General features: G+C 68.7%; 16 protein-coding genes. 10 read left to right on the forward strand and 6 right to left on the reverse strand.

Going from position 1 to position 26,426, the window contains the following annotated elements:
• Window positions 1-49 precede the first annotated feature (49 nt).
• Together ACLJOU_RS39340 and ACLJOU_RS39345 are read right to left on the reverse strand one after the other, a co-directional pair.
• On the reverse strand, window positions 50-2,101 hold the full coding sequence (locus ACLJOU_RS39340; protein WP_410574355.1) for a hypothetical protein: 2,052 nt from the start codon (window positions 2,099-2,101) through the stop codon (window positions 50-52).
• Window positions 2,098-7,404, reverse strand: coding sequence for a DEAD/DEAH box helicase (locus tag ACLJOU_RS39345; protein ID WP_410574356.1), 5,307 nt, complete (start codon window positions 7,402-7,404; stop codon window positions 2,098-2,100). The genes ACLJOU_RS39340 and ACLJOU_RS39345 overlap by 4 nt, the downstream gene beginning before the upstream one ends.
• 757 nt (window positions 7,405-8,161) lie before the next feature.
• On the opposite strand from ACLJOU_RS39345, the gene ACLJOU_RS39350 reads away from it, so the two are divergent.
• The gene (locus ACLJOU_RS39350) at window positions 8,162-9,637 is read left to right on the forward strand and encodes a recombinase family protein (RefSeq protein ID WP_410574357.1); all 1,476 of its coding nucleotides are present in this window, start codon (window positions 8,162-8,164) and stop codon (window positions 9,635-9,637) included.
• A 375-nt stretch (window positions 9,638-10,012) separates the two neighbouring features.
• Window positions 10,013-10,171 (forward strand): hypothetical protein, encoded by a 159-nt coding sequence (locus ACLJOU_RS39355; RefSeq protein WP_410574358.1) that lies wholly within the window; start codon window positions 10,013-10,015, stop codon window positions 10,169-10,171.
• Window positions 10,172-10,207: 36 nt separating this feature from the next.
• Here the strand turns inward: ACLJOU_RS39355 and ACLJOU_RS39360 are convergent, their stop codons facing one another.
• Window positions 10,208-13,435, reverse strand: a complete 3,228-nt coding sequence (locus ACLJOU_RS39360) for an NACHT domain-containing protein (protein ID WP_410574359.1) — start codon at window positions 13,433-13,435, stop codon at window positions 10,208-10,210.
• Window positions 13,436-13,720: 285 nt separating this feature from the next.
• Between ACLJOU_RS39360 and ACLJOU_RS39365 the strand changes: the two genes are divergently transcribed.
• Together ACLJOU_RS39365 and ACLJOU_RS39370 are read left to right on the forward strand one after the other, a co-directional pair.
• Window positions 13,721-14,500 carry a transposase family protein gene (locus ACLJOU_RS39365; protein ID WP_410574360.1) on the forward strand — a complete coding sequence of 260 codons (780 nt, stop codon included), beginning with the start codon at window positions 13,721-13,723 and terminating at the stop codon, window positions 14,498-14,500.
• A gap of 371 nt (window positions 14,501-14,871) precedes the next feature.
• Window positions 14,872-15,159 (forward strand): hypothetical protein, encoded by a 288-nt coding sequence (locus ACLJOU_RS39370; protein WP_410574361.1) that lies wholly within the window; start codon window positions 14,872-14,874, stop codon window positions 15,157-15,159.
• 123 nt (window positions 15,160-15,282) lie between these two features.
• Here the strand turns inward: ACLJOU_RS39370 and ACLJOU_RS39375 are convergent, their stop codons facing one another.
• The 3 genes from ACLJOU_RS39375 to ACLJOU_RS39385 all read right to left on the reverse strand — a co-directional run bounded on the left by ACLJOU_RS39375 (window position 15,283) and on the right by ACLJOU_RS39385 (window position 17,571).
• A complete protein-coding gene (locus tag ACLJOU_RS39375) occupies window positions 15,283-15,840 on the reverse strand; it encodes a hypothetical protein (RefSeq protein ID WP_410574362.1) in 558 nt (185 codons plus the stop codon).
• 103 nt (window positions 15,841-15,943) lie between these two features.
• Window positions 15,944-16,285, reverse strand: a complete 342-nt coding sequence (locus ACLJOU_RS39380; RefSeq protein ID WP_410574363.1) for a hypothetical protein — start codon at window positions 16,283-16,285, stop codon at window positions 15,944-15,946.
• A 257-nt stretch (window positions 16,286-16,542) separates the two neighbouring features.
• Window positions 16,543-17,571 (reverse strand): LacI family DNA-binding transcriptional regulator, encoded by a 1,029-nt coding sequence (locus ACLJOU_RS39385; protein WP_410574364.1) that lies wholly within the window; start codon window positions 17,569-17,571, stop codon window positions 16,543-16,545.
• Window positions 17,572-17,746: 175 nt separating this feature from the next.
• Here ACLJOU_RS39385 and ACLJOU_RS39390 point away from each other — a divergent pair, with 175 nt between their 5' ends.
• The 6 genes from ACLJOU_RS39390 to ACLJOU_RS39415 all read left to right on the forward strand — a co-directional run bounded on the left by ACLJOU_RS39390 (window position 17,747) and on the right by ACLJOU_RS39415 (window position 26,048).
• Window positions 17,747-19,402, forward strand: a complete 1,656-nt coding sequence (locus ACLJOU_RS39390) for a glycoside hydrolase family 13 protein (RefSeq protein WP_410574365.1) — start codon at window positions 17,747-17,749, stop codon at window positions 19,400-19,402.
• A gap of 19 nt (window positions 19,403-19,421) precedes the next feature.
• On the forward strand, window positions 19,422-20,777 hold the full coding sequence (locus ACLJOU_RS39395; RefSeq protein ID WP_410574366.1) for an ABC transporter substrate-binding protein: 1,356 nt from the start codon (window positions 19,422-19,424) through the stop codon (window positions 20,775-20,777).
• On the forward strand, window positions 20,774-21,724 hold the full coding sequence (locus ACLJOU_RS39400; RefSeq protein WP_410574367.1) for a carbohydrate ABC transporter permease: 951 nt from the start codon (window positions 20,774-20,776) through the stop codon (window positions 21,722-21,724). Before ACLJOU_RS39395 ends, ACLJOU_RS39400 begins: the two co-directional genes overlap by 4 nt.
• Window positions 21,721-22,581 carry a carbohydrate ABC transporter permease gene (locus ACLJOU_RS39405; RefSeq protein WP_410574368.1) on the forward strand — a complete coding sequence of 287 codons (861 nt, stop codon included), beginning with the start codon at window positions 21,721-21,723 and terminating at the stop codon, window positions 22,579-22,581. Before ACLJOU_RS39400 ends, ACLJOU_RS39405 begins: the two co-directional genes overlap by 4 nt.
• A 59-nt stretch (window positions 22,582-22,640) precedes the next feature.
• Window positions 22,641-25,505: a carbohydrate-binding protein gene (locus ACLJOU_RS39410; protein WP_410574369.1), complete on the forward strand. Its 2,865-nt coding sequence runs from the start codon at window positions 22,641-22,643 to the stop codon at window positions 25,503-25,505.
• Window positions 25,506-25,823: 318 nt separating this feature from the next.
• Window positions 25,824-26,048: a CocE/NonD family hydrolase C-terminal non-catalytic domain-containing protein gene (locus ACLJOU_RS39415; RefSeq protein WP_410574370.1), complete on the forward strand. Its 225-nt coding sequence runs from the start codon at window positions 25,824-25,826 to the stop codon at window positions 26,046-26,048.
• Window positions 26,049-26,426 lie beyond the last annotated feature (378 nt).

A 26,426-nucleotide genomic window follows, 5' to 3' on the forward strand; every position in this document is an offset into this window, starting at 1 on the left:
GTGGAGCGGCCATGGTCGGCCACCTTCCTTTTCGAAGTTCGGGTGCGGTTCAGTCCGAGATCGCATCGAGCCAGACGGGCCCGGGCTCGTCGCCGCGGCGATGTCCTCGGACGAAGGTGAAACCGGGCGGCAATTCCGCGGATGCGTGCGGTCCGTGAAGGCCGCTGATGTACTTCGCGTAGTTGGCTTTCGCCTGCTCACTGGCCCGGAACCCGTCCGGCAGCTGCCGCAGGCCAGGCGGCACCCAGTGCTCCTTGACCTGTCCGGCCAGCCCTCCCGGTCGGCGTGCCTGATCGGTGATATGAGGTGCTCCGGCACCGTCGGGCCACCAGACGAAGACGTCCGGTGCCGTCCGGTCCGCGACCGGTTCGCAGGTCAGCTTGCCCGCCTCCACCAGATCTCCGCAGGTGTGGATCACCAACCAGAGCAGCACCGGGTTGACCGGTTCTGGCCCGAACAGCGCCGTCATCAGCTGAGGACCGGTGAGCTGCCGGGCACCGAACGGCCCCGCCTCGCCGTGTCTGCGCAGTGCGTTAACGATGAACCGGCCCAGCGGGTCCACCCCGCGCCCCGGCTTGACACTCCGGGCGGCCGCCGGCGCGGGGGTGACTGCCTCGGCCAGGCCGAGCGCGGCGGCAAGGAGCCTCTCGTCGGTCGCCCACCGGTAGTCGTCGCCGAAAGGCAGGGGCGCGTCGAGGAGTGTCGTCGAAAGCGCCACCCGGCGGGCGCCACGCGCGGCGGCGACGGTGACTTTGATCCCGGGGTAGAAGCCGAACGGCCAGGCGATGCCGGTCAGCCGGTTGTCCTTCAGGACCACCTCCTGGACGCGCATCGCGTCGTCGAGCGGCTCGCCTTCGTGGAACAGGTCGATGATCATGTTCTGGTGGGGGAAGAGCTCCACGGCGGACGATGTCAGCGGGAGCACGCCGTTGTCGATGTGCGTCGCGCGCAACGCGACCGTGAAAACGGTGAGGGTGTTGTCGAGGTGTTCCAGGAGGACGTCGTCCTCGATGGGCTCTTCGCCCCGGGCGGGGTAGGGCGCGCTGCGCCACACACCGCCCGCCTGCCACGGATCGTCGATCCGCACGTCGAGCCCGTCGAGCCGAGCGGCTTCGCCATCGATCGCGAGATTGGCGTGCACCACGGCTTCGACCGCGCCGGCGTAGGAAAGCGGGTCCGGCGTCTCACCGAGGTGGGCCCTCGCCTCGAGCAACGGCCAGACGCCGGTGTAACGGGGTTCGCCTGCCGGCCGGGTGACGATCCTGACGATTTCCCCCAGGTCGTCTCCGCCGAGGGCGTCGGGCGAGGCGAGGCGTTCGGTGAACCGGTCAGCGGGGGCGGCGTACGGGCCCCAGCGGCACAGGATCGCCGACCGCGTCAGGAGGCTGTCGATCGTTGTCAGGGCCGCTTTCAATGCGGCGACGAGCGCGCCGTCGTCGTGGGGCTCGGTCAGCAGGCCGCCCAACGGTCCGCTGAGCAGTAGCGGTTTCGCGCTCGTCAGCAGCCAGTCGGCGTACCGGCCGGTGTCCGGGGGCCGCGCCGCCACCGGGGCGGTACCGAGCACGTGGCCTCGCGCGTCGAGGACCGTGCCGCGGCGGCGCTGCCGTTCGAGCTCCGCCCGGTCGCGGTGGTTCAAGCCGATGCCGAACGCCTCGAAGTCGAGGATGGCGCGGGCTTCCCCGGCTGGCGCCGGATCGTTCCACCCGTATGCGCCCGGGAGCTCGGCTGGGACCCAGCCGTCGACGTCGACGCCGAGATGGGCTCCGAACTGCCCGACCACTTCGGCCCATAGGGTATGTCCGCCTCGTTCGACGCGGACGAACATGCCCACCTCGGGAACCGTCTCCGTCTCGGCGTCGAGGCGGAAGAACAGCTCCGGATCGAGGAGCTCTCCGCGGTAGCCCGAGCCGTCCGGGCCGAAACCGAAATGCACGGCGTTGAACGCCGTCGCGACGTGCAGCGGAGCCCGTCGCGCCAGGGCCACCCGTTCCAAATAGGCGAGAACCCGTTCGTGCGGTGCGTCCGGCTCGACCAAAAGCTCCGCGGTGAACAGCGGATCGTCGTGGAACGGTCGCCAGATCTCGGTCGCGCTCGCTGTCATGTCGCCACCTCCGCGGTTTGCCCGGCCGTGGTCCGCTCACGGCGTTCGTCTGCTTCTGCGTACCTGTGCAGCCGCCAAAGTCCGTGATCGGTCCGGATGACCTGGTCCGCAGCTTTCAGCCGGTCGAGCGCGGCGCGCACGTCATCGATCCGGGCGCCCGGATCACATCCGCGAAGGCGGTGGTACAGCAGCTTCGGCCACAACGGACGTTGCCTTCCCGTGGCCGCATCCGGGTAGGTCTCGTCGCCGCGGAGCACCCGGTTGATCATCACGTCGGTGAGCCCGCGGTAGTTGTCCCACAGAAGGCTGCGGACATTGCGATCCGTCACCGTCCGGTACGGCAAGCCGTCTCGCCGGACCGAGGGCCGGGGGCGAGCCGTGTTGAACGCGCGAAGCAGGTCCGGCTGCGGGTCCCGGTCCGCGTTGCGTTGCCAGCAGGTCGAACAACGGCAAGCGGACGTAGTGCACGTATCGCCGGGCAGAGCGTGCTCCGACATTCCGAAGTACCCGGCCATACCGGCGTTGGCGCAGACGCGGTCTTCGTTGTACCAAGCGAGAAGTTCGGCAAGCTCACGGTCACGCCGGGCGCGGTGACCGACGGTATGACTCGCCACCTCTCCCGGCGCCGTCCCGGACGGCCGGACCGAGATCAGCGTCCGGTAGTTGCCGGCCTGGGAGACGTCGAGGCAACCTCGATCGTGGAGCGTCGAAAGGACGGCCCAAGTACCGGCGGCGTCACCGGCTGTCCGGTCGTATCGAGGTACCTCACGGGCAAGTTCCTCGTGGAGTTCGGTCGTCTCATATCGGCCTGACCTCGCCGAAACAATCTGTTGCAGCCATTGGGCAACTGCCGTCAGCTCGTCGTCGCCGGGGTCGAGAGGTTCGTCGACGGGAGCCAGCAGGACCGTCGCCGGGAAGTCGCCCCGGTCGTCGAGCAGGCCGCTGTTCGCCAAGGTGGCCACCGACCGGATGACGGCGGTCCGGAAGGCGTCCACTGTGGACGAATTCCGCACTTCGGCGGGCCGCAGCCGTCTCGCGGCGACCTCGGCTCGAAGGCAGCTGTCGGCAAGCTCGTCGGGATCCAGCACCCCGCTCTTGGCCGCGGTTTCGAGAAGGAGCTTTCCGATTTGACGCTCGGTGGCGGGCGACAGGCCTTGCGAGAGCATCCACTGCAGGGTTCGGAAGCCGCGGCCGGTCCCGAGGGCCAGGCCGTAGGACGGCGCGCTGATCTCGGCGGCGGCCTTTCCGGTCTGGTCACGTCCGGCCCGGCCGAGCTGCTGGTAGAGCGCGGCGAGGTCCGGCGGCGGCGACACGACGAACACGCACCGGATGTCGACGCGGTTGACGCCGAGCCCGAACGCGCTGGTCGCCACGATGATCAGCGGCACGAATCCGGGATCGCCCTTGACCGGTGCTTCCCGGAATTCGGTCAGCACCGCCGCCTTCTCCGCTTCGGACAGCCGGCCGTGGAAGCGCCGGACCTGCCGGACGCCCGTGTCGCCGAGGAACTGCCGGAGATGGGCGTGCAGGGCCTCGACCTCTTTCACGGTCAGGCAGTAGAAGATGGCGTGGTCGTCGCACGCAGTCGCGATCTCCTCGGTGAGCCCGGCGACGGTGGTCGGTCCGGCGTTGCGGATCACCCGCCGGTACAACGCCAGCTCGGGACGTAGCGGGCTGGCCGTCACCGTGACGAGTGACTCACCCGCAACGGGCTCCTCGGCCACGCCGAAGAGTCCCGCTCGCAGTCCGGCGCGGACCGACCGGTTCGCGGTGGCTGTCACCGCGGTCACCCGCAACCGGTAGTCGTTCCTGAGCTCGGTGATGAGCCGCTCGGCACGGCGGAAGCTGGGCCGGAAGTCGTCGCCCCACTGCACGAACGTGTGCGCCTCGTCCACCGCGATCCGGCGGAGGATGCCCTTCTCCGCCGCTTCGCGCAGCAGCTCCTGGAACCGGCGGTTCGCCAGCCGTTCCGGCGAGACGTAAACGAGCCGGATGCCGTGGTCCGCGACCCCGGTCAGCTGTTCGGCGACCTCGGTCTTCCCGCGCCGGCTGTTCGACTCGGGCATCGGCCCGACCAGCGCGCGCACGGCCCCGCCGACGGTGGCGTTCAGCTCGAGGGCCTGGTCCGCCATCAAAGCGACCAGTGGCGAGACGACGACAGTCACCCCGGAGAGTGCCAGTGCGGGCAGCTGGAAAGCGTACGACTTGCCGAAACCGGTCGGCAGCAGAGCCAGCACGTCGGCATCCTCGGCGACCGCACGGATCACCGATTCCTGTTGTGCGCGAAGCCGAAACGGTTCTTCCGAGAAGCGGAGCAGGCTTGCGATCCGGCTGCACCGCTCCACCAGAAGGTCGCCCAGCTTCCCGGCGGCCCGCGCGGCCGCTTCCTCGACCGGGTTGATCACCGCGTCGAGGATCTCGCGAGTAGCCGGCAGCAGGGTGTGGGTCCGGAGGGCATCCGGCTCGCACAGCTCGGCCGCTCGCTGCCGTTCGATGAGTCCGTTCTCGCCGAGAAACTGCCAGATTGTCCGCCAGCCTTCGGCCATGGTCAGCACGTTGCCGCCTGCGGGTTCGCCAGTCACTTCATCCGGGACCAGCAGTCCCGGGTCGAGCGACTCGAGGAACACCCGGCGATAACTCCGCCGTTGCGCGGTGCGGCCGGCCAGCCGACGGTCGCTGATCACCACGATGCCCCGGTGGTCGGTCGAGCGCACCAGTCTGCCGACGGCTTGCCGGAGATCCATCGCGGCCAGCGGCAAGTAGTAGTTTTCGTTCGCGGAACGCTCCGGATCGGGATCGCCGGCGTCGGCGGCTCGGCGCGCCGCTGCCGCGCGACGGGCGGCGACGAGCGGGTCGGCGAAGGGTGCGAACGGCAGCTTGTTGATCCACACGAGGGAAACCCGGTCGGCTGCGAAATCGACGCCCTGCCACATCCCCCGGGTCGCGACACAGAAGCCGCCCGTCTCGGCGAACGCGCGAGCGGCGCGTGTGTTGCCCAGCAGCGGCGCCACCGTGACCGGCGTTCCGGGCGTCCGGCCGGAGAGTTCACCGATCAGGCGTTCGGCGATGGCGGACGCAGCCTTCTTCGCGGTCGTCAAGACCAGTCCGCCGCCGCGAAACGCGTCGCCCTCACGGCGAATGACCTCCTCCGCGTAGCCGGCGAGCTGGTGTGCTGTCGTGCGCACCGCGCCATCGGCTTGCTCACCCCAGCTCGGGAAGTCGGCCAGGCAGACCAGCCGGGCCTGACCGGTCAGATCGAACGGGCCGGACAGAGCGAACGCGTCGACGTCCACCCCGAGGCCGAGCCGCGAGCGGATGTACGTCCAGCTGCCGGCCACCCGGAGTGTGGCGGAGACGTAGAAGACCCGGCCGAACCGCGCACGCACCTCGGCCCACGTCACCTCGCGGCTGAGCTCGATCGGGGCGGACACGACCGCGAACGCGTACCGGCGAGCCGCGACGCTGATCCCCTCGCTCTCCAGTTCGGTGGCGTAGACGACGCGGTTGCCCTCCTCGGGCGGGGGATTGTCCGACGTGCCGTCCAGGATCTGCCGCGCGTCTTCGGTGACCCGGCTCGCCGCGTCCGCGAGCACGTCGGCCCGCGCGGCGAGCGAGGCTGTGCGCTCGTACTCCCACCAGGAATCGGCCCGGGCGCGAGCACCCAGGTACGCGGCCAAAGCGCCGGAAACGGCGTTCGCCGAACGGGCCAGCCGATCGAGCCGGCTGAGCAGCTGCCGGGACGGCGCCTCACCGCCGACTCCGCCGAACGGGCTGGCCAAGGTGACGACGCGGCTGCCCACCGTGCCACCGGAACGGTCGAAGACGGCTTGGGCCGCTCGCGGCAGTGTCTCGGTGTCGAGCAGGGACTCCAGGTCGGCGACGGCTTCCGCCAGCCGGTCGGGTACGTCACGCCCGCGCGTGCACCAGCGGCGCAGCTCACCGCCGAGGTTCTCCACGGCGCGGTAGTCGACCTCGGCGCTCGCCGCGGCGGTCGCGGCCTGCTCGAGCGAGTGGGCCTCGTCGATGACGAGCAACGTCGAGTCCGAACCCACGTCCGGCTGGCTCAGGAGCAGCGCGTGGTTGGCGACGATGAGCTGACTCGCGGCGAACGCTTCCGCCGCCGTCTCGGAAAATCGGCCGAGGAGCGACGACGAGCTGCGCCGGTAGTCTCCGTTCTCCTGGCTGAGGCCGATGAGCCAGAGCGCCAGTGGGACCCGGGCACCCGATTCGAAGTACTCGGAAACGAAGGCCGGAAGATCGGCGGGGTCCACGCTCCGGGACGACCAGCGGTCATCGAGTGTCTTCGCCTCGCCCAAGCGCCGGACCAGGTAGATCAACAGCTCCCGGTAACTCGGGTCGGTGGCGAACCGGGTGCGCTGCTCGGGCCGGGAGCTCGCGGCCGCGCCGGTGGCGTCGGCCAGCGCGGTGACCAGCGCCCGCAGAGACAGCCGGTTCCGCTTGCCCTTGACCAGCGCGGCGACGTCCGCCAGACCGGGCACCACCGCGGCCAGCTTGGCGATGTCCCCGGCGAGCTGGGACTGCAGCTGCTTAGTGTGGGTCGAGAGGACGACCTGCCGGCCCGGCGCGCCGGCGAGCCAGTCGAGACCGGTGGCGAGGACGGCGAGGCTCTTGCCGGTCCCGGTGGGAGCTTCGCACAGAGCATCCCGGCCGGCGGTCACCTGAGCGGCCAGCTGGGCGGACATCTCCTGCTGCGCCGGTCGACGCTCCACTCGCCCCGAGGCTGCCGCCTGGGCAAGGCGGTGCGGATCGACCCGCCCCGAGTCGTCGCGCAGCTCGTCCGGCACGACCAGCGGGGTGTTCCGGCGGCTCGGTGACGGCGCCGGGATGAGGTCGGACAGTACCTGCTCAACCTCCGCATCGTCGTGCTCGTGGGTGGCCAAATCAGACGGAAGCAAGGAAGCCAGCAGGTCCCAGGCCGCGCTACCGGTGCCCGCGCTCAACGCCAGGACACGCTCTGCTTCAGGCCACGCAGCCACGGTCGACGCCGCGAGCTGGACCACGCGGGCCGTCAGTGTTGCGTCTGCCTCGGCGTCATGCCAGCGCAGCTCCGTGCGGTCGACCCCGACCTCAGTGGCCAGCTCGGCCAGTCGGTGGGAGGAAGCTGTCGGCCAGATAGCGTGGGCGAGGTAGAGCGCATCGACCCGGCGGTGGCCGCCGAAACCCTGGATGCCCGCGTTGCCGCTTGCTTCGTCGAGCAGAGGGAAGTCGGCCTGTATGCCGTTGTAGGCAACCAGGGTGTCGGCGTCGGCGCAGAATTGCCGCAGCGCTTCGAACGCTTCCACCGGACTGACTGCATGGCTTTCGTATGACGCGCGAACGCGCTCCGATCTGATCTCCGCTTCCCAGCCTTCGTCCGACAGCCTTACCCAGGCCGTGAACCGCTCGCCCTTGCCAACCCAATCAGAGTCACCGGACAGGCGAGCGGCACAGATTTGATACGCCTGGCGATCGCCGTCCGGTTTCTCCGAGCTGGGACGAACCACGGATTCCAAATCCACGATGACAGCCCGCAAGAGATCGCGCCGTCCGTCGTCAGGTTGCGCCGCTTCTGCAACAGCAGAGAGTATTTCACCGTCAGCCAGCACCAAGCCGGCCTGGATCGCCGACATGACGATCGTACGCAGACGTCGCAATGTCAGTGACGGCCAACGACGCTGCGCTTCGCTCAACAGCGCGCTTCCGTCGACCGGACCGATACGAGCAAGAATCTCAGCGACTTCCTCGGCCTGGCTCACTCCTGCGGCTATGGGAACCTCCGACGAAGTCGTCTCAACCACAGGATCGTGGCCCCTTTTCACGTTTGCCGAACGAGAGGTGCAACGTCAACACCAAGTCACTGGGACGGCCCAGTAAATCCCGCTCCGCCCAGCAAGATCGACGATCACCGCTACGTACGGTTGATGGGTCGGCGGCCGGCCATCCGCTGTTACACCCTCTCGAAGGAAATCGATAACGTTTCGCCAGTCGAGCGCCATGCGGACCCAACAGACAGTGGGACTACTGGAGATCGTCGCCGCATAGGGCGTTATACAGTCCTCAATGACGCCTCGCGACTGCGCTGATCGGATGAACTGCTCGGAGCGCGCCGTCATGACCCAACGGCCGCGACATCCGTCCAGCGTGATCCCACCGCACCCGCCCTCGCCTCAGGTCGCACCACCTGCTGGCACGGCCGACCTGCTGGCGCAGTGGATGAACGCCAAGAAGCCGGCAACCACCACCTCTAACCGCCCCGACCATGTCAGTGATTTGCGGTTCGCCTTCTACGGCCGCACCTCGACCACCCGCCACCAAGACCGCGTCTCATCACAGGGCTGGCAACGCGACATGGCCGACGAGTTGGTCGTGGGCCACGGCCAAGTCGTCGCCACCTACTTCGACGCCGGCACCTCACGCCGCATCCCCTGGCGACAACGCCCTCAGGCCGCCCAGCTCATGACTGCGGCCTCGAGCCCTGAATCCGTGATCGATGCGATCGTGGTCGGCGAGTACGAGCGTGCCTTTACCGGCACCCAGTTCGCGACCCTCTACGCCTGGTGCACGCGGCACGGCATCCAGCTGTGGCTGCCCGAGACAGGAGGTCCAGTCGACCTCGCGAACCGCGATCACCGGGCGCTGTTGTCGCTTCTCGCGACCCAGTCGCAGCGCGAAGTGCTACGCGCCCGCCACCGGGTGCTGGCGGCGATGCATAACCAGGTCACCCAGCAAGGACGCTACCTCGGCGGCCGACCACCCTACGGCTACCAGCTCGTCGACGCCGGGCCGCACCCCAACCTGGCAGATGCTCGCTGGGGCCGACGCCTCCAGCGGCTTGAGCCCGACCCACGAACCGCGCCACACGTAGCGTGGATGTTCCAGCAGCGTCTGGCCGGGCACAGCGTCGCCAGCATCGCCCGACACCTCAACGAACGCGGTGTCCCCTGTCCGTCGAGCGCCGACCCGGACCGCAACCGGCACCGCACCCGCGGAGCCTGGACGCTGCGTACCGTCGCCGTGATCCTGGCGAACCCGCGCTACACCGGCCGCCAGACCTGGAACCGCCGCGCTACCGACACCAGCGGCCCAACCGCAACGCCGGCCCTGTCGGCGAAGGCTGCACATCGTGCGCTCGTCACCGAGCAGGACTTCATCGCCGCTCAGCAGATCCGGGCGGCCCGACCAGCCAGCGACGGCCGGACTCGTCGGTTCGCGCTGGCTGGCCTGATCCACTGCGGAGTCTGCGACCGACGGCTGGACTCGCACTGGAACCACGGGCGACCGACGTACCGCTGCCGCCATGGCCACACCAGCACTCAACGCGCGGGCCAGTCGCGGCCGAAGACGCTCTACATTCGCGAAGATCACCTCGTGGACGAGATCCATGTCCGGCTCGGCGTTCAAGACGGGGACGGCCACGCCACGCTGGAGTCAGTTCGGACACGAAGCAGCCGCGTCGCGACTGCGCTACGAGGCTCGGGACGGTTCGTCGTCTACGACGGCGCCGGATGGCGACTGGAGAAGATTGATTCGAGCTAGGCTACGATCGCCCCAGCTTCAAGATCGCGTTCCGCGATCCGTGGGGTAATACTGTGTCCGAGGGACTTGAACCCCCACACGTGGGATATCTCCCGTATTTGGGGAGATCATGCCACCAATCGTAGCTTAAAGTCACACGGCCTGCACACCTCCCCGCGCACTGGCCCCCACCTCAGCCCCGGCCTGACGTGCACATGTCGCGCTGACCGCCGCAGCCACCTCTCCCGCACCGATCCCCGGATCCGGGTCGCGCTCGACACCCCCGACGCCAGCTTCACACGGGTGACGGCCGCGGGCACAAACTGATCCGCCACTGGAACCAGGAAACCACCTACGCCAAGGCGGTCATCGCCGCCGCACTCGACGACCGCCGGTATGGGCACCATCGCCGGCTACCAGGTCACCGACTACCTGCACCAGCGCGCCCTGCACTCCCGCCGTCGCGATGCCTTTCCCGACATCGACCGAGCATGTGTTCTGATCCGCCACTACCGCCCCGACGACGCATCGACTGGAGCCGCGCGATCGCATTAATGACGACCAGAGCACTCTGGCCATCCGACGTCAGGCTCAGGCGAGCCCGTCGTCACGCGGGCCATCCGGATGACCGGTACACGCTGCGTAGGTGCGCGACAGACTCCGCTGCAATCCCAGATGGCGGAACTGGTAGTAGCTCCCGTCTTGCCGCAGTACCCCGTGGTGGGTGTGAGCGTCCGCGAGGAACGACGCGAACGACCACGGGATCCGCTTCCGAAGCGCGAGCACGCAGAGCCGCCAGCAATACCCACCCCATACGGTGTGCGCCGAGGCCACCAGCACACCCGCCGCCAGCCCGGAACAGGCCGCGGCAAGTGATCCGGCAACCGACGTGAACGCATCGCCTCTGCTCTCGGTGAAACCCACCACCGTCGCCAAGCAGATACCGACGACTCCTGAGATGGCCAGGAACACCGCCCGATCCCGCGCCAATGACTCCCGGGGAGATCGGACGACATCGACACGCTTCGGTGCCTCCATTGCGTAGAGCAGCCCCATTGCCACTCCGATCGGCGCGCCGACGAATAACCCGGGCCGGACACCGACGATACTGCCCCAGCTGATTCCGGACAGTGCTCCCACGACGAGCCCGAGCACCGACTTCCGCCAGTCGAAACCCAGAACTGACACCGGTGTCCCGGCCATGCCGAGCTTGCGGGCGAGATCGACCGAAAACGCGACAACGACACCGATCGCGCACGCCGCCGTGAAGTCGTAATTGACGGCGTAGAACCAGCCCGCCGCCAAGCCGAACAGCGATGCCGACAGGCGATGCCCACTACCGCCCAGCCTCCCGGCTTTCAGACGGATGGCCAGTCCGACCGAAGCCATCACCGCCACGCTTGCGGCCACACCAGCGACCATCCCGTATGCAACCGAGGAAACACGCAGCTCCGCTAAACCGACAGTAACCCCGGCAACCAGCCCGGCAAGAATTCCCGACTTACCGAACTGCCGCCCGGCAACCGGAATCCCTGCAGCAAGCCAGGTGGCCAGGCCGACGCCGCAACCGACGGGCAGCCCCATGACCAGGAACCGGGCGATGCAATCAGCCACCGAACTCAGATCGCTTGCCCGCCCTGCCCACTGTCCGACCACACCGAAGAGCACACCTGCCAGGAGCCCGTTGACGACCGGGTGCGCCGTCAGACGGCCGCGAGCCGGTGACCGCGGCCCCGTTAACGTCAGGCACAGCATGACAACCACCCCGGCCACGAGCCCATCGGACACTCCATTGGCAAGCCCCATCGACAACGGCGATCGGTTAGGGCCACCCAGCCACCCCGTGATCATTCCGTCGCTGACCATCTGCGCCGTGGCCGCCGCCGCACCGTTCGACGCACCGAAGACGACAGCCACGAGGCCGCCGGCCAGAACCGGGTGCCGGTCCAGGCACCCAGACGCCGTGTGCGGCATGGCCACGATACGCAGGGTGATGCCGGTGAGGAGCCCGGCCGTAAGCGCGCAGGCCAGTGCGTTGAAATACGCAGCGGCAAAGAGGGTCGAGAAGGTCAACGGACTGCTAATGCCGAGGGCGTCGAACCGAAAGGAAGCGACTTCGGCCAGCCCGTAGACCGGCAGCGCCGCCACGACAACCTCAAGTACAGCAGGGAAGCCGGCGGAACGAACCACCGTCGGCGAAGCAGTCAAGCCCGCGGCAAGCCCCGCGAGGAGTGAGACCATCACCGAGCCGGGACCAGGCACGCCGAGCGGGCTGATCTCCCCGGAGGTGAACCAGCCCGCCATCCAGCCGAGCAGCGCAGCAACCGCGGCTGCCCCGGTGCGGCCGGTGAAACGCTGCGTCACCCACCCGACCACGACGGCCGTGGCCGCAACCTGAGCTCCCGCCGTCACGCCATTACCATCCATGCCGTACAGGACGGCCGTGGTGCCGCCGGCGAAAAGAGCTACGAGGAGTACCGGCAGTACCAGTGCCGCCTCTCTTCGTGACCCGGTCCGAAACACTCCAGGCAACTGCCACCAGCCGAAGCCGGGGGCACCGCGCCGGTCACGTTCGAGGTGGTGGGCAAGAAAGCCCAGCCACTCTTCCGCCTGCCCCGCCGTCCACCGTCGCTTGGCACCGGGGCGAGGGCGATACACCGCCCCGACGAAACCACGAAACAGGTGCTCCTCGATCTGCTCCGGCCGCGAGAAGCCCAGCAACTCGCCCGGCTCCCGGGCAGTGTCGGCAGTGATTCCCGGACCCGGGTCGTAGAGCGCGCGGGCCAGCGCCACCATCAACGGCGTCACCAGTCCGCGAGACACCGCCGTGTCCCCCGCCCCGGAGGTCAGTGCGGCACCGACATCGTCCCAGCGCTGCGCGCCGGATGGACCGCCGGCCGCCCTGCGCAGGTAGGCGGCCGCGTCCGCGCCCGGCAGGCGGTCAAGTCTGATGCCGGCCGCGGCGGTCAGGGCGACACCGGTGCCGAAGCCGGGGTTCGCGACATCGCGATACGCGTCGGTACGGCTTGTCAGGACGATGCGTCGGCCCGGCTGGATCATCCGGTTGACTTCGGCGACAGCCGCCCGCCGTGCCGAGGCGGGCATCTCGTCCAGGCCGTCCAGGATCGGGATGATCTGCCCACGCTCCAGCAACGTGCGGGCCAAGGTGGTCCGATCGGCGTCGAGGGTGTTTGCCGCACGGCGTGCGAGGGCCGGGAAGTCGACAATCAGGCGCGCCTCGAGCCAGGAGGCCAGCCCCTCGGCCTCTGGACGCCACGACGCCATCGACAGCAGCACAGGAACCGGGTCCCCCGCCTTCCGCCGTCCCGGCGCAAGCAAGTCGAGCACCAGCCGCACCACCAGGATCGTCTTGCCCGAGCCCGGTTCGCCCAGGACAACCAGCCGCCCTGTCGGGATCTTCGCCCACGCATCGACGAGCTCCCCGTCGCGACCGGCCAGCTCCTCGGCGCTTCGTGCCCAGCTGGCTGCCCCGGTTGAAGGAGGCCAGCCCACCCCACAGGTGGCGAGCTGCACGAGGTCGGCCCACGGCGAGAACAACTCGGGCGGCGCGGGCGACCACCGGATCGGCAACGGGTACGGGTCGTTCAGGTCACGACGGGCAGCTTCGCCTTCCCACTGTTTCCTGACCGCCTCGGCAAGATCGTCGACCAGCGAACCCGGGTATCCGTGCGTGAAGACCGTCGAATTGACGTACAGGTCACCCTTCAAGTCGCGGAGCTGGATCGCGGTCCCCGGCGAGCCGGTGATCTGGTTCCGGACGGCCGCCGGTTCCACAGCGCCGTCGACGTCGTCGGCCATTCCCCTCCTTACAGCCTACGAGCTGACGGACCGAGGGTACGGCAGGACGAGCGGCGCGGATGACGCGGACGTACGTGGCTCATGCTGGGTAAACCCCCGGGGAGGAATGCGACGTTTCGCCGGTATTCAGCCCGGTTCAAATACCAGATCCAACAGCCCGCCGCGACGCCCACCTCATCCGCCCACGCGGGCCGGAGTCAACTCAGACCCAATGCAGTACTAAGGGATGTCTCGTAACCCCAGTGTCGGGACGTGTGGAACGTTGTGATAGTTGATCATGTCGTGGTGCAGGTGATCACGGCGTCGCGGCCGGAATGGATTGCCCCGTTCACCGGGCTGGAGCCGGGCCAGTTCCGCAAGCTGGTGCGAGTCGTGGCGAAGCGGGGCGGGGACGAGATCGCCGACGGTCGCCCGGGCCGGCAGCGGGCGTTGCCGCTGGCCGACCGGGTTCTGCTGGTCGCGACCTACTGGCGGACGAACCTGACGATGCGCCAGATCGGGCCACTGTTCGGGGTGTCGCACTCCGCGGCGCACCGGGTGATCGACACGATCGGGCCGCTGCTGGCGCTTGCGCCGGTCCGCAAACGCCGGGTCGACTCCGTGGCGATCGTAGACGGCACCCTGGTCCCGACCCGGGATCACCGGCTGGCGACGCCGTCGAAGAACTACCGATATTCGACCAACGTGCAGGTCGCGATCGATGCCGAGACCAGACTGGTGATCGCCACCGGCGACCCGCAGCCGGGCAGCCGCAACGACTGCACCGTCTACCGCGACTCCGGCATCGCCGACCAGCTCGCCGATCGACAGGTGATGGCCGATGGTGGTTACCAAGGCAATCCCGGGTTGGTCATGCCTTACCGCAAACCCCGCGACGGCAGCGAGTTGCCGGCCTGGAAGGAGGACCTCAACGCGACTCACCGCACAATCCGCGCCCGCGTCGAGCATGTCCTGTCCCGGATGAAGAACTTCAAAATCCTCCGCGACTACCGCCGAGCCGGGAGCACACTCGCCGACACCGTGTCCGGCATCGCGCACCTGCACAACATCCTCCTCACCGACTGACCGGCAACACCAGCCCACCAACCACAACACGAGTTACGAGACATCCCTTAGGCTACGATCGCCCCAGCTTCAAGATCGCGTTTCGCGATCCGTGGGGTAATACTGTGTCCGAGGGACTTGAACCCCCACGCGTGGGATATCTCCCGTGTTTGGGGAGATCATGCAGACATCGTAGCGCAGAGTCACCATGACTGCACATCCCCTTTCGGCATCTGTGCGTCTTGGCTTTGACTCACCCCGGCAATCCGTCGGCCCGGCCCTGGCGAGCACCGCGGGGTTACGAGGAGCTGATCCCTGGAGCGCGTCGCGGAGGAAGGTGCCACCCTGCCGGACAGCATTCCGGGCCGCTGGGGCTGATCCGGCCGGCGCGGGTGGACGCCACCGTGCCGGTACTTACACTGGGGCCGCTGGCCGACGCCGCGTCCGACTGGCTCCTCGACAGCCTGCCTTCGGCACCGACCAGCCGGGCCCGACTCGAAGTGCTGCAGCAGGCGGGCGGTAGCCCGCTGGCGCGGCTCCCGCGAGTGTCCCCCGCCGTCAGGAAGATATTCCAGCCCTTGCTCGAACTGGCACACGACCGCCCGATCCGTCCCGACGACGTGACCGACCTGTCCGGACTTGCGATGGACGCACGTGCTGCAAGTCACGCGCAAAGCTGAAGTCCACGATGCGCGTGCTGGCCTTCGCCGAGGGGCGCGGCTGGTGAACTTCCTGGTGCCGGACGACTAGGAGCGCGTCGACGTCCTCGCCGTCACCTGACTCGCCTGACCGCCTGCTGTCGCCTAGAGCCAACCATCGCCGGGAGGGCCGAAGTCGCCGGGATCGCCAAGGATGCGGTCGTCGCCGTTGCCGCGGCGGAATTTGTGAAGGCGCATCTCCAAGACCTTCCGGAGTGTGGCCCTAACAAGGACCCCTCGGAGGTCCGCGAGTCGGCGGGGAAGTCCTTCGACCAGCACGGCGCCGAGCGCGTCAGCTACCCAGAACGGCCGCCAGAGCCGCTTCACGGCGTACAGTTCGGCGACCAGCTCGCGCCGCCGGGGGTCGTCCTCCGGGTACAGCTTCACCAGGAGTCGCAATACAAACCCTGGTGCGAACCCGTAGATCAGCAGGGCGAGCAGCAGCGTGTCCCACGAGGCGGCGTGCTTCAGGAGCTCAGCCATGTGCCCAGCCCAGTCGGGGAGCGCGCTGTTCGACAACGCGGACCGCGGCCGCCAGAGCAGCCCGGTCAGCCGGACGTCGCCGCGGCCGTTCAGGTCGTCGTAGGCGATTCGCCTGGCCACGCCGGCGAGGAAGTCGGCGACCTGCACCCGGGCGTCGGACCGGGAGTCAACGAACCGCACACCCACCATCCGGTGGTGTTGGTGTTCGCCAGCACCACCGGTTCAGGGTTAAGTGCAACCGGCGCAATATGGCGAACTGATCGCCGTCGGCGCCCGGGTGGGATCACCATGGCCAGATTTCGGCTTCGGCAGTCAGCGCCGTGGTGATGTCAAGTTTTCCCATGCGGACCTGCCAGGCAAGGGATCCCGGACGTGGATCCAGCAGCAACCAGCCGGTGACATCATCGTCGGAATAGCAACGTTTCTCTCGGCCTGCGGCACCACGGTCGGTGAAGTGCCGGTGCGCCCGCCAGGTTTCAGGCAACCACCCACGCGCCAAGCGCACCACGATCCGGGCTTCGTCGCCGAGGTTGTCCGATGGATGGATCAGGCGGTCTCCGCTGATGCAGATCAAGCGAGGCGAGAATGCCACGCCGGGCGGCACGAGCGCATTACGGTGGATCATCCTTCTCCTCGGGTAGTGCACCGCGAACGAGCCCTATTTCCGATGCGATGCTTGCAAAGCAAGTCGGATGCTGCGCCACTCTGCACTATGTCCTAGCTGTTTCAGCAGCACAGTCCGTGCTGTCTGGTCAGGTTGGCGCACGCCTCGCGCCGTTACGCGGGCCGATGCACCGGCCCGGTCTACCGTGATGAGCGATTGAAGTCGGGAAGCTGCCGTCCAACAGGAAACAGGGAATCTTCTCGAGGGAAGACAGCTGCTCACTTCCGTGGCGGCGCAACCGGTGCAGTCGACTCGCGCTCGACGAGGGAAACGTCAACCGTCACTGGTTGCTTCGGCCGCTCGCCCTGCTCGATCGAGCCCAGCAGGATCGACACCGCCGTCGATGCCTTCCGCACGATGTCCTGCGACACCGTGGTCAGCTTCGGGGTGACGTAGTCGCACAGATCCAGGTTGTCGAAGCCGACCACCGAAACGTCCTCCGGGACGCGCGTGCCCGCTTCTGTCAGGCCGTGGACGATGCCGACCGCGAGGATGTCCGCCGTGGCGAACACCGCTGTCACATCCGGGTGGCGCGCTGGCAGGACGAGCCCCAGTTCACGGCCTTCAGCATACGTCGTGTTGACCGCCTCGACCAGGCCGGGACGCTCGGCGCCGACGTCCGCGAAGGCCTGGCCGAACCCCTCGAAACGTTCGTGGACCACGCCGACGCCGCTGAACGCCGGGCCGGCGAACACGATCCGGCGGTGGCCGAGCTCCAGCAGATGCCGAGCCGCCAGCCGGGCACCGGTGAAGTCGTCGGAGCGCGTACCCGTTGTCAGGGGGTTCTTCGAATAGCTGTCGATCGCGACGACGTGGACCGCGCCGATGGTCTTCTTGGTCAGCTTGCCGACCTCCTCGTCGAGGAAGCCGAGCAGGATCGCGCCGTCGAGGCTCCAGGAGCGTAGCGCTTCGGCCACTTCGTCCGGATGCGCGACGCCGCGCAACAGCAGGTGGTAGCCGTACTTGCGCAGCTCGCGTTCGATCAGACCGGCGATCGCCATGGTGTGCGGGCTGATCATCAGACTGTCCTCGTCCGCGGCCGGCACCAGCAGCCCGACCAGCCGGGAGGCCTTCGTCGCGAGGCTGCGGGCCGACGCGCTCGGGACGTATCCGAGCTCGTCCGCGATGCGCTGGACCTTCTCGATGGTTCGGTGCGAGACGCGCGCGCGGTTGCCGTTCATCACGTTCGACACGGTCATCATGCTCACGCCCGCCTGCTCGGCGACCTCCCGCAGCGTGACGCGCACCCTCGAACTCCTCTCGCTTATCCCGCCCGCCGAGGCTACGGGACCGGCCGTTGACAGGACCCTGGAGACGACCTTACCGTCTAGCGAAGTGTAGCGCTAAACCTTATCCATGATGATGAGGCCGAGTCGCTTGTTTCGCCGCACTCCGGAAGCTGTCGAGTCAAACAGGAGTCCTGTGACCACCGACCTCTCGACCAGCCCGCTGACCACACCGCCTGTCCAGGCGGCGTCGTGGTGGCGCGGCGCGGTCATCTACCAGATCTACCCCCGCAGCTTCGCCGATGGCAACGGCGACGGCACCGGTGACCTCGCCGGCATCCGCGCTCGCCTGCCCTACCTGAAGAGCCTCGGCGTGGACGCCATCTGGTTCACGCCGTGGTACTCCTCGCCGCTGGCCGACGGTGGTTACGACGTCGCCGACTATCGCGCGATCGACCCGGCCTTCGGCACGCTCGAAGAGGCCGAACAGCTGATCGCCGCGGCCACCGAACTGGGCATCCGGACCATCGTGGACATCGTCCCCAACCACGTCTCCGATCAGCACGAGTGGTTCCGCGCCGCGCTCGCCGCCGGGCCCGGATCGCCCGAGCGGCAACGGTTCTGGTTCCGCGAGGGCCGCGGCGAGCACGGTGAACGACCGCCGACGGACTGGGAGTCCAGTTTCTCAGGCGGCACCTGGACCCGCACCACGAACCCGGACGGCACCCCCGGGGAGTGGTACCTGCACCTGTTCGCGCCCGAGCAGCCGGACCTCAACTGGAACCACCCGGACGTCCGCCGCGAGCACGAGCAGGTGCTGCGGTTCTGGTTCGACCGGGGCGTCGCGGGCATCCGCATCGACTCCGCGACGATGCCGATCAAGGACCCCGAGCTGCCGAACGAGGTGACGCCGGAGGCGCACCCGTTCGTCGACCGCGACGAAATCCACGACATCTACCGCAGCTGGCGGGCCGTCGCCGACTCCTACAACGAGCCGCGCGTCCTGGTCGGCGAGGTCTGGCTGGCCGACCCGCACCGGTTCGCCCGCTACCTGCGGCCGGACGAGATGCACACGGCGTTCAACTTCGACTTCATGATGCGACCATGGGACGCGGCCGAGCTGCGCACCGCGATCGTGTCCACTCTGGATGCCCATGGCCCGGTCGGCGCCCCGCCGACATGGGTACTGTCCAACCACGACGTCACCCGCGCGGCCACCCGCTACGGCCGTGAAGACAGCTCGTTCGGGTTCGTCGCCCGCGCCTTCGGAATCACCACCGACCTGGCGAAGGCGCAACGCCGGGCCCGCGCGGCTGCGCTGCTGTCGGCGGCCCTGCCCGGTTCGCTGTATGTCTACCAGGGCGACGAGCTGGGTCTGCCCGAGGTCGAAGATCTCCCTCTGGAAGTGCTGCAGGACCCGATGCACTTTCGTTCCGGCGGCACCGACCCCGGCCGTGACGGCTGCCGTGTCCCGCTGCCCTGGACTGCCGACACGAGCAGCGCGTACGGCTTCAGCGCGAGTCCGGCGACACCATGGCTGCCCCAGCCCGCGAACTGGGGTGACTACTCGGTCGAACGGCAGGACGGCGATCCGCGATCGATGTTGACGCTCTACCGCACCATGATCGCGCTGCGCCGCTTCGAACCCGCGCTGCGGGGTGAGGAGTTCGCCTGGGCAGCCGAGGATGGCGCCGAGGTCCTCGCCTTCCGCCGTGGAGACGACCTGCTCTGCCTGGTCAACTTCGGCGACACCCCGATCGACCTTCCCGCCCACCTCGAAGTCCTGCTCGCCAGCGGCGAGCTGGCCGGCTCCCAGTTGCCCACCGACACAGCCGTCTGGCTGCGAGTCTGAAACCCCGCCAGGAGTGACGATGAAGTCCTCGAAGATTGCCGCGGTCTGCCTGTGCGCCGTCGCCGCGCTGACCGCCTGTTCCAGCACCGACGACACCACGACCGTCGACGGCAAGACCGTCGTGAAGGTGTCCATCGAACCGGGCCTCGACCAGGGCGCGGTCGCCGCGTTCAACGCCCGGGTGACGCAGTTCGAGACCGCGAACCCGAAGATCGACCTGGCCCCGCAGGAGTTCAAGTGGGACGCGACGACGTTCACCGCGCAGCTGGCGGGCGGCACGCTCCCCGACGTCCTGACGATGCCGTTCACCGACGGCCGCGGCCTGATCGAACGCCGTCAGCTCGCCGACATCAGCGCCCTGGTCGACGGGCTGCCGTACGCGAAGAAGTTCAACCCCGAGGTCGCGAAGGCTGGCTCGGCCGCCGACGGGAAGATGTGGGCCGTCCCGATCGCCGCGCACGGCCAGGCCCTGCACTACAACCGGACGCTGTTCAAGCAGGCCGGCCTCGACCCGGACAAGCCGCCGTCCACCTGGGACGAGGTCCGCGCGGACGCGAAGCAGATCGCGCAGAAGACCGGCCAGGCCGGGTACGCCCAGCTGACCACCGACAACACCGGCGGCTGGATCCTCACCACGCTCGACTACGCCTTCGGCGGCCGCACCGAACAGCTGGCCGGGGACAAGGCGACGGCGACGCTGAACACCCCGCAGATGGCCCGCGCGCTGCAGACCATCCACACCATGCGGTGGGACGACAACAGCATGGGCGCCAACTTCCTCTACGACTGGAACGGCATCAACCAGGACTTCGCCGCCGGCCGGATCGGGATGTACGTCTCCGGCGGCGGCAACTACGGCTCCCTCAAGGCGCAGAACGCGATCAAGGCCGACGACTACGGCGTGACGGCCCTCCCCCTGGATGGCGCGAACGCCGGTGTCCTCGGCGGCGGCACGCTCGCGGGCGTCAACGCGAAGGCGAACGACGCGGTGAAGGCCGCGGCCGTGAAGTGGATCGACTTCTACTACCTGCAGAAGCAGGCCGACCAGGCCGCCGCGGTCGCCGACGCGAAGACGACGGCCGACTCGGGTGAAGCCGTCGGCTCGCCCGAGCTGCCGGTGTTCGACAAGGCGACCTACGACCAGCGGATGGGCTGGATCGCGCAGTACGTCAACGTGCCGGTGAAGCAGATGACGCCGTACACGGACAAGATGTTCGGCCAGCCGCTGATCCCCGAGCCGACCCGGTCCACCCAGCAGGTCTACGGCCTGCTCGACCCGGTCGCGCAGAAGGTCCTGACCGACCGCGACGCCGACATCCCGGCCCTGCTCGCCGACGCGCAGACACAGGCCCAGGCGTTGCTGGACCGGCCGTGACGCTCACCGCGGCCCGGCCGGCTGTCACCCCGCGCCCGGCCCGGACCCGCCGCCGCACCCCCATGACCTGGGTGCGCGGCGGCGGCCTCGGCGCGGTGCTGTTCCTCCTGCCGATGGTCGTGGTGTTCGGGCTGTTCTCGTGGCGGCCGATCGGCCAGGCCGTCGTGATGAGCTTCCAGCAGACCAACCTCGTCTCCGACCCGGTGTTTGTCGGGCTGGACAACTACCAGGCCGTGCTCAGCGACCCGCAACTGTGGAACGCCGTCGGCAACACACTCTGGTTCGCCGTGCTCGCGCTGCTGCTCGGCTACCCGATCCCGCTGGTCGCAGCGGTGCTGATGAGCGAGGTCCGGCGGGCAAAGGGCCTCTACAGCGCGCTGGCCTACCTGCCGGTGGTGATCCCGCCGGTGGTGGCCGTGCTGCTGTGGAAATTCTTCTACGACGCGAGCCCGAACGGCGTGTTCAACACCGTGCTCGGCGCCGTCGGGATTAGCCCGGCGCCGTGGCTGCAGTCGGCGTCGACGGCGATGTTTTCGCTGGTCGCGGAGGCGACGTGGGCCGCGGCGGGCGCGACGATCATCATCTACCTGGCCGCGCTGACCAGCGTCCCGCCCGAGCAGTACGAGGCGGCCGAGATCGACGGCGCGTCGGTCTGGGGCAAGGTCTGGCACGTCACGCTGCCGCACCTGCGCGGGGTCCTGCTGATCACGTTCATCCTGCAGATCGTCGGCACGGCGCAGGTGTTCCTCGAGCCGTTCCTGTTCACCGGCGGCGGCCCGGCGCACTCGACGACCACGATCCTGCTGCTCGTCTACAACTACGCCTTCGCCGACAGCCTCGGCGGCGACTACGGCGCGGCGACCGCGTTGAGCGTGCTGCTCGCCGTGGTGCTGGGCCTGTTCTCCGCGGTGTACTTCCGCCTCACCCGCTCCTGGAGCAAGTCATGACCCGCGCCCTGCTCTCGCCGTCGGACTGGCGGCGGCCGGTCGTCCGCCGCACGGCCCGCACGCTGCACGCGGCCCTGCTCGCGGCGTTGTTCCTGGCCGGGCTCGGCCCGATGCTGTGGCTGGCGAAGGCCGCGGTCACGCCGACCCAGGACACGCTTCGCGATCCGCTCGCGTTGTGGCCGCACGGGATCGACTTCGCCAACCTCTCGACGGCGTGGACGCGGGTGCAGATCGACAAGTACTTCCTCAACACGGTGTGGGTCGCCGCCGGGTCGTGGCTGGTGCAGCTGATCGTCGCGACGACGGCCGGGTTCGCGCTGTCGGTACTGCGACCGCGCTACCGGCAGGTGCTCACCGGGGTCGTCCTGACGACGCTGTTCGTGCCGGCGATCGTGCTGCTGGTGCCGCTTTACCTGTCAATGGTGGACTTCTCGCTGATCAACTCGTTCTGGGCGGTCTGGCTGCCCTCGGGCGCCAGCGCGTTCAACATCCTCCTGGTGCAACGGTTCTTCGACAACCTTCCCCGTGAGGTGTTCGAAGCCGCCCGGGTCGACGGCGCCGGGCCACTGAGGTTGTTCTGGTCGGTCGTGCTGCCGATGTCGCGCCCGATCCTCGGCGTCGTCTCGGTGTTCGCAATCGTGGCCGCCTGGAAGGACTTCCTGTGGCCGATGCTGGTGCTGCCCGACCCGGCGGTCCAGCCCCTTTCGGTCCGGCTGCCGGCGTTGCAGAAGTTCGTCGAGCTGGACGTCTTCCTCGCCGCCTTGGCTATTTCGACGGTCATCCCCGTCGTGCTGTTCCTCGTGTTCCAGCGGATGTTCCTGCGCGGAAACGCGCTCGGCGGAGCCGTCAAAGGCTGACCGCCGCGAAGTCCCACGGACGCAATGACGCGTCCGGAGTTCCGGTTGGGAGAAATCAGATGTCCCCGTCCCCACCTCACCGCGGCCGCGTCCTGGCCGTCGCGGTGCTCACCTTCACCGCTCTCCTGCCCACGGTCCCGGCGCACGCCGCGACCACCCGCCTGGAAGCCGAGAACGCCACGCTCTCCGGCGGTGCTGCTGTTGAGACCGACCACCCCGGCTACAGCGGTACCGGGTTCGTCGGCGGTTACACCGACAGCCACCGTGGCACCGCGCGGACGACGTTCGCCGTCACGGCCGCCTCGGCGGGTTCGTACACGTTCGCCCTCGGCTACGCGAACGGCACCGGGTCGGCGCGGACCCTCACACTCGCTGTGGACTCCGGGGCAGCACAGCAGGTTCCACTGCCCCCCACGGCGAACTGGGACAGCTGGGGATCGGCGAGCGTGACCGTCACCCTCGGCTCAGGCTCGCACAACGTGTCCTACACCTTCGGCTCGGCAGACAGCGGCAATGTCAATCTGGACCGCCTCGACGTCACGCCGTCCGCGACCGGGCAGGCGGGCCCGCTGTACGAAGCCGAAAACGCGACGCTTTCCGGCGGCGCCGTCGTTGCCGCCGACCACGCGGGCTACAGCGGAAGCGGGTTCGTCGGCGGTTACACCGACGGGAACAAGGGTGCCGCACGGACGTCGTTCGCCGTCAAGGTGACGACCGCCGGGCCGCAGTCGCTCGCCCTCCGGTACGCCAACGGCACCGGGAGCGCCATGACGCTCTCGCTCTACGTCGACAACGTCCGCCAGCGGCAGGTATCACTGCCCACGTCGGCGAACTGGGACACCTGGACATCGACGACCGAGCTTGCGACGCTGACCGCGGGCGACCACACGGTGGCGTACGCTTTCGACAGCAACGACTCCGGCAACGTGAACCTGGACAACCTCACCGTGACACCTTCGGTGCCAGCAGGTCCGGGCGAGGCGGAGGCGGCGTTCCTCTCCGGCGGCGCGACCGTCGGCACCGCCACCGCGGGCTACACCGGGCCGGGATACGTGACCGGGTTCGCAACGCCGGGCGCGCGCGTGATCCGGACTTATGCGGTGGCCGCGCCCGGCACGACGACCGCGACGATCCGGTTCGCGAACTCGGGCACCCTCGCGGTGGCCGCGAACGGCCGTGACGCCGGCATCGCGTCCTTGCCGTCGGGCACCGGCTGGCGGACGGCCACGGTGGCGGTGCCGGTCCGCGCCGGCGTCAACACGCTGCAGCTGGCCGGCACCGGCAGCGACGTGCTGGTCGACAGCGTCGTCCTCGCGAACGAGACCGCTCTGGCGGCGCGCGGCGCGACGACGCCGTACACCGAGTACGAGGCCGAAGCCGGGACCACCACCGGGACCGCGCTCGCGGCCGGCCGCACGTTCCACACGGTCCAGGCCGAATCGAGTGGACGCCGCGCGGTGCGGCTGAGCGCCACCGGGCAGTCCGTGAGCTTCGCCCTGACCAAGCCTGCGAACGCCGTCACCGTGCGGTTCTCCATTCCGGACACCGCGGACGGCGCCGGGCAGACGGCGCCGCTGGCGCTCTACGCGAACGGCACCAAGATCCGGGACCTGACGCTGACCTCGAACTACAGCTGGGTCTACGGCGCGTACCCGTACACGAACGTGCCGTCACAGGGCAGCCCGCACCGGTTCTACGACGAGACGCGCGCGCTGATCGGCGACTGGCCCGCGGGCACCGTGCTCAAGCTGCAGAAGGACACGTCGAGCACGGCCGCGTACTACGACATCGACCTGCTCGACGCCGAACAGGCGCCGGCCGCGGCGACGGCTCCCGCGGGGGCACTGTCGATCACTGCTTACGGCGCAGTCCCGAACAACGGCTCGGACGCGACCGCGGCCATCAACGCCGCGATCGCGGCGGGCGCGGCCCAGAACAAACCGGTGTGGATCCCGGCTGGGACATTCCGGATCACGGCGAAGATTAACGTCGCGGGCGTCGAGGTCTACGGCGCCGGGCCGTGCTACTCGGTGATCCAGGGCACTGGTCCCCGAGGGGGCTTCTTCGGCACGGGCAGCAACGTCACGCTGGCCGACTTCGCGATCTTCGGTGACGTCCGGGTCCGCGACGACAACGGCTCGGACGGCGCGCTGGACGGCAACTTCGGGGCCGGCTCGCTGATCCAGAACCTGTGGATCGAACACACCAAGGTCGGGCTGTGGGCCGACTCCGGCACCAACGGCCTCTACGTGGTCGGCACCCGGATCCGCGACACCTTCGCCGACGGCGTCAACATCCACGCCAACGTGGCCAATGTGCGGATCGACCAGTCCATGGTCCGCAACACCGGTGATGACGGGCTGGCAATGTTCTCCGAAGGCAGTGCCGTCACCGGCAGCGCGTACACGTTCAACACGGTCCAGTCACCGGCGCTGGCAAACGGCATCGGCATCTTCGGCGGTACCGGCAACCGCGTCGAGGACAACATCGTCGCGGACATCGTGACCGCGGGCTCGGGCATCACGGTCGGCACCCGCTTCAACCCGGTGCCGCTGTCCGGCACGACGTCGATCCGGCGCAACACGCTCCTGCGCACCGGCAGCTTCGAGGACAACTGGAACTCGGCGATCGGCGCCCTCTGGATCTACGCCGACTCGGCACCCATCGCGGCGCCGATCGTCGTGGAGGATCTGACTGTGTCGGACAGCACGTACCAAGGTGTCCTGCTGAGTTTCCAGAAGTCGATCACCCAGCTGAGCTTCGACCGCGTCATGATTGCCGGAGCCGGCACGTACGGCATCGAAACGAACGCCACGGGCAGCGCCTCGATCGCACACACGACAGTGACGGGCGCGGCAGCCGGCGGTCTGCTGAACGACGGTGGCTACACACTGGTGCGGGGCACCGGCGACTCCGGGTTCTGAACGCGGGTCAGCGCGACGAACCAGGCGTGCCTCCCGAATAACGATGAGCGCGAGTCAGCCCAGTGGCCCGGCCGGTCGCCGATGCATGGCTCAGGCCTGAACACCCGCGCCGGATGCGCTCACCTGCGCGCCGTCGCCCAAGCCTGACGTCATCCCGGTGACGGACTTGCTCGCCTGATCAACGGGATCCGCCGCTGCGCGTCGCCTGCGCTTTTTGCTTGAGGGCGACGCGCAGCGGGCTTTCAGACGATTATGACCCGGCGCCCGCGCGTGTGACCGGCATGGCTGTCGACGTGCGCCGCTGCGGCCTCGGCGAGCGTGCTCGCACCGGGCGAGATCGCCGAGATCGAGATCGACCTGCTCCCGATCGGCCTCGCTTTCCACCCCGGCGAACAGCTCCGCTTCGTCATCAGCGGCCGGCACCTCTTGGGCCCGATGATGCCGAGGCTGGTCGAGTACAACCCGGCCAACGCCGGACAGCACGTCATCCACACCGGCGGTGAGCACGCCTCCTACCTGCAATTACCCGTACAGAAGCGATAAGGAGTGCTTTCGGCGCGATGCCGTTGAGGCGATGCAGCCACATCGCCTCAACGGCAGCCTGTCGCCGCGCAGTCGTCGGGCGGCACCCAGGCTCCGTGCCAGCGGAAGTCTCTTCACCATGACGCGGTACGGCCCGTCACCGATCCAGGTCAGACCCCGCGCGTTCGCCTCGGGGTCATCGAAGTGCACGCCGAGGTCGTCGTGATCCCCGGTGGCGCGGTAGCGGTACTTCCAGCCGTTGGCGTCCAGCCGCGGCTAGGGCGTGTCCTGTAAGTGGTGGAGCTGGACCTCTGGTAGTCGTGTCCGGTGGTTGGTCGCGGTGAGTTGACAGATAAGGCGTGGGCGGTGATCGCGCCGTTGCTGCCGCCGCAGCAGGGC

Origin of the sequence: Amycolatopsis sp. cmx-4-61 (assembly GCF_046548775.1) — a bacterium.
GTDB lineage: Bacteria > Actinomycetota > Actinomycetes > Mycobacteriales > Pseudonocardiaceae > Amycolatopsis.

Bases quoted from the DNA above. Each gene is read 5' to 3' on its own strand.
- ACLJOU_RS39405 (WP_410574368.1), top strand. From the start codon at position 21,721: ATGACCCGCGCCCTGCTCTCGCCGTCGGACTGGCGGCGGCCGGTCGTC.
- ACLJOU_RS39410 (WP_410574369.1), top strand. From the start codon at position 22,641: ATGTCCCCGTCCCCACCTCACCGCGGCCGCGTCCTGGCCGTCGCGGTG.
- ACLJOU_RS39340 (WP_410574355.1), bottom strand. From the start codon at position 2,101: ATGACAGCGAGCGCGACCGAGATCTGGCGACCGTTCCACGACGATCCG.
- ACLJOU_RS39395 (WP_410574366.1), top strand. From the start codon at position 19,422: ATGAAGTCCTCGAAGATTGCCGCGGTCTGCCTGTGCGCCGTCGCCGCG.
- ACLJOU_RS39380 (WP_410574363.1), bottom strand. From the start codon at position 16,285: ATGATCCACCGTAATGCGCTCGTGCCGCCCGGCGTGGCATTCTCGCCT.
- ACLJOU_RS39350 (WP_410574357.1), top strand. From the start codon at position 8,162: ATGACGCCTCGCGACTGCGCTGATCGGATGAACTGCTCGGAGCGCGCC.
- ACLJOU_RS39360 (WP_410574359.1), bottom strand. From the start codon at position 13,435: ATGGCCGACGACGTCGACGGCGCTGTGGAACCGGCGGCCGTCCGGAAC.
- ACLJOU_RS39355 (WP_410574358.1), top strand. From the start codon at position 10,013: ATGGGCACCATCGCCGGCTACCAGGTCACCGACTACCTGCACCAGCGC.